Annotated in this window: 4 protein-coding genes; 3 read left to right on the forward strand and 1 reads right to left on the reverse strand. The window is 71.5% G+C overall.

Annotated features, from left to right (window positions below; all coding sequences use genetic code 11):
• Positions 1–98 precede the first annotated feature (98 nt).
• Positions 99–557, reverse strand: a complete 459-nt coding sequence (locus GA0115259_RS33855) for a DUF3093 domain-containing protein (RefSeq protein ID WP_093604007.1) — start codon at positions 555–557, stop codon at positions 99–101.
• 58 nt (positions 558–615) lie between these two features.
• Between GA0115259_RS33855 and GA0115259_RS33860 the strand changes: the two genes are divergently transcribed.
• From GA0115259_RS33860 to GA0115259_RS33870, 3 genes are read left to right on the forward strand one after another with little or no spacing between them, the layout of a single operon-like run.
• Entirely contained in the window at positions 616–1,236 is a 621-nt protein-coding gene (locus tag GA0115259_RS33860) for a PaaI family thioesterase (RefSeq protein WP_256098262.1), read from the forward strand.
• Positions 1,233–1,757 carry a dUTP diphosphatase gene (gene dut, locus GA0115259_RS33865; RefSeq protein ID WP_093604011.1) on the forward strand — a complete coding sequence of 175 codons (525 nt, stop codon included), beginning with the start codon at positions 1,233–1,235 and terminating at the stop codon, positions 1,755–1,757. The genes GA0115259_RS33860 and dut overlap by 4 nt, the downstream gene beginning before the upstream one ends.
• 1 nt (position 1,758) lies before the next feature.
• Positions 1,759–2,538 (forward strand): DUF3710 domain-containing protein, encoded by a 780-nt coding sequence (locus GA0115259_RS33870; protein WP_066946101.1) that lies wholly within the window; start codon positions 1,759–1,761, stop codon positions 2,536–2,538.
• Positions 2,539–2,621 lie beyond the last annotated feature (83 nt).

Below are 2,621 nucleotides of genomic sequence, written 5' to 3' on the forward strand. Positions count from 1 at the left end.
ATCAGCCGCTCCCGCGGCGGGCGCTCCCTGATCCGGCCAGATCCAAACGAAAGACCCTAGGGCTCGCGGGCCGGAGCGCCGAGTGAGGCTCCGCGTCCTCAGTTGGTTCGTACCGCGTCCAGCGCGGTGGCCAGTGCCTGTGGGTTCCGCGTCGAGAGATAGACGTACGGAGTCGGATCGTCCGGATCCGTGATCTCCACGCGCAGCGCGGTCGGCACATAGCTGCGCATCAGCATGAAGGCGCGTGGATCGGCTTTGTGCAGCCGCCAGTCCCGCGCCTCCTCCGGGCCGAGCACCTCCGCCTCGCCGAGCGCCGAGACCGGGATCCTGGCATCGCCCGCGACCAGCGAGTCCGCCACCACCCTGATCCGCGCGGAGCCGTACGAACTCACTCCGGCCGCCGCCAGCGCTCCGGCGCCGATCACACCGCCGAGCAGCGGCAACGGCCCCAGCGGCAGGGTGATCAGACCTCCCGCCACCGCGATGAGAGCGGCTATGGCCCACCAGGAACCGGGTGCGGTCAGACGTTCGTCGTAGCGTGCGGCGGAGTGCTCCATGGAGCCAAGCTTGGCACGGTGCTGTCGCTGGGCCACCGCGCGGGTAAGGTCTGCGCCTGTGAGCAACGTGCCATCCCCGGGGACGCCGCCCGGACCCTCCACAGGACCGGGGGCCCTGACACCTCCGGCCGACGCCGGACCGCCGGTCCGGCACCCCGACGCACCCGCGCCCGGCGAGCTGCTCGGAGCGCACTACGAGCACTGCTTCGGCTGCGGCGAGGCACAGCCGCACGGCCTTCAGCTCAGGGCGCGTGCGGGCGAGGGTGTCAGCATCACCGCCGAGTTCACCGTCAAGCCAGGCCACCAGGGCGCTCCCGGTCTCGCGCACGGCGGCGTCCTCGCCACCGCGCTCGACGAGACGCTGGGCTCGCTGAACTGGCTGCTGCGGGTGATCGCGGTGACCGGCCGGCTCCAGACCGAGTTCGTCCGGCCCGTGCCCGTGGGCACGCTGCTGTATCTGGAGGCCCGGACCACCGCCGTCCACGGTCGGAAGATCTACTGCACCGCCACCGGCCGGATCGGCGGCCCCGACGGGCCCGTCGCCGTCCGCGCCGACGCGCTGTTCATCGAGGTCAAGGTCGACCACTTCATCGAGAACGGCCGCCAGGAGGAGATCCGGGCCGCGATGGCCGATCCGGACCAGATCAGGCGGGCCCGCGCCTTCGAGGTGAACCCATGAGCCATACGCCTTCCGTCCCTGTCGACGTACTGATCCGCCGTATCGACCCGGAGGTTCCGCTTCCGTCGTACGCGCATCCGGGCGACGCCGGAGTTGATCTGGTGACCACGGAGGCCGCCGAGCTGGCCCCGGGAGAGCGGGCCGTACTGCCCACGGGAGTCTCCATCGCGCTGCCCGACGGGTACGCCGCCTTCGTGCACCCGCGCTCCGGGCTGGCGGCCCGCTGCGGAGTCGCCATGGTGAATGCCCCGGGGACGGTGGATGCCGGGTACCGTGGAGAGATCAAAGTGATCGTGGTCAATCTGGACCCGCGCGAGAGCGTGCGGTTCGAGCGGTTCGACCGGATTGCCCAACTGGTCGTCCAGCAGGTCGAGAAGGTCCGCTTCCACGAGGTGGCGGAGCTTCCCGGGTCCGCGCGGGGCGACGGGGGCTTCGGGTCCACCGGCGGTCATGCCGCCGTGGGCGGCGTACAGGGCGGGAATCGATACGCTTCGGTCGTATCCGACCGGGAAGGACAGTGACGTGTTCGGACGTCGCAAGAAGAGTGGTTCCGCAGCGGACGCGGCGGACGCAGCGGGCGAGGCCGAGCAGTTCACCGACGAGGCCGGTGCCGACGCGAAGGCCGGCGGGACGACCGCGTCCCGCAGGGTGAACCTTCCGCCGGCGCCCAGGCCGGACGGTCCCTGGGACATCTCCGAGGTCTCCAGGCCCGAGGAGGGCCGGGTCGATCTGGGCGGGATCTTCGTTCCCGGGGTCGAGGGCATGGAGCTGCGTGTCGAGGTCGCCGGTGACGCGATCGTGGCCGCCACGGTCGTCGTGCGCGACAGCGCCGTACAGCTCCAGGCGTTCGCGGCGCCCAAGAAGGAAGGTATCTGGGGCGAGGTCCGTGAGGAGATCGCCTCCGGCATCACCCAGCAGGGCGGCATCATCGACGAGGTCGAGGGCCCGCTGGGCTGGGAGCTGCGCGCCCAGGTCCCCGTACAGCTCCCGGACGGCACCGGTGGTGTGCAGCTCGTGCGCTTCATCGGCGTCGACGGACCGCGCTGGTTCCTGCGCGGCGTGATCTCCGGACAGGGCGCGGTGCAGCCGCAGGCCGCCGGGCTGCTGGAGCAGATCTTCCGGGACACCGTGGTCGTACGCGGCGAAGGGCCGATGGCTCCGCGTGACCCGATCGTCCTGAAGCTGCCGGACGACGCGCAGATGGTGGCCGAGGGCGTTCAGCAGGAGGAGCAGGAAGGCTCCCGCTTCTCCGGCGGCATGGGACAGCTCCAGCGCGGTCCTGAGATCACCGAGGTGCGCTGAGACGAGGCGCCGCCGACGCCCGACCCGAGACAGACCGAACGGCCGGTGGGCCGCATCCCTTCGTGGGGTGCGGCCCACCGGCC

Origin of the sequence: Streptomyces sp. MnatMP-M17, from assembly GCF_900091995.1 — a bacterium.
Taxonomy (GTDB): domain Bacteria; phylum Actinomycetota; class Actinomycetes; order Streptomycetales; family Streptomycetaceae; genus Streptomyces.

Coding starts and splice junctions, on each gene's coding strand:
- GA0115259_RS33855 (WP_093604007.1), bottom strand. CDS start 557: ATGGAGCACTCCGCCGCACGCTACGACGAACGTCTGACCGCACCCGGT.
- dut (WP_093604011.1), top strand. CDS start 1,233: ATGAGCCATACGCCTTCCGTCCCTGTCGACGTACTGATCCGCCGTATC.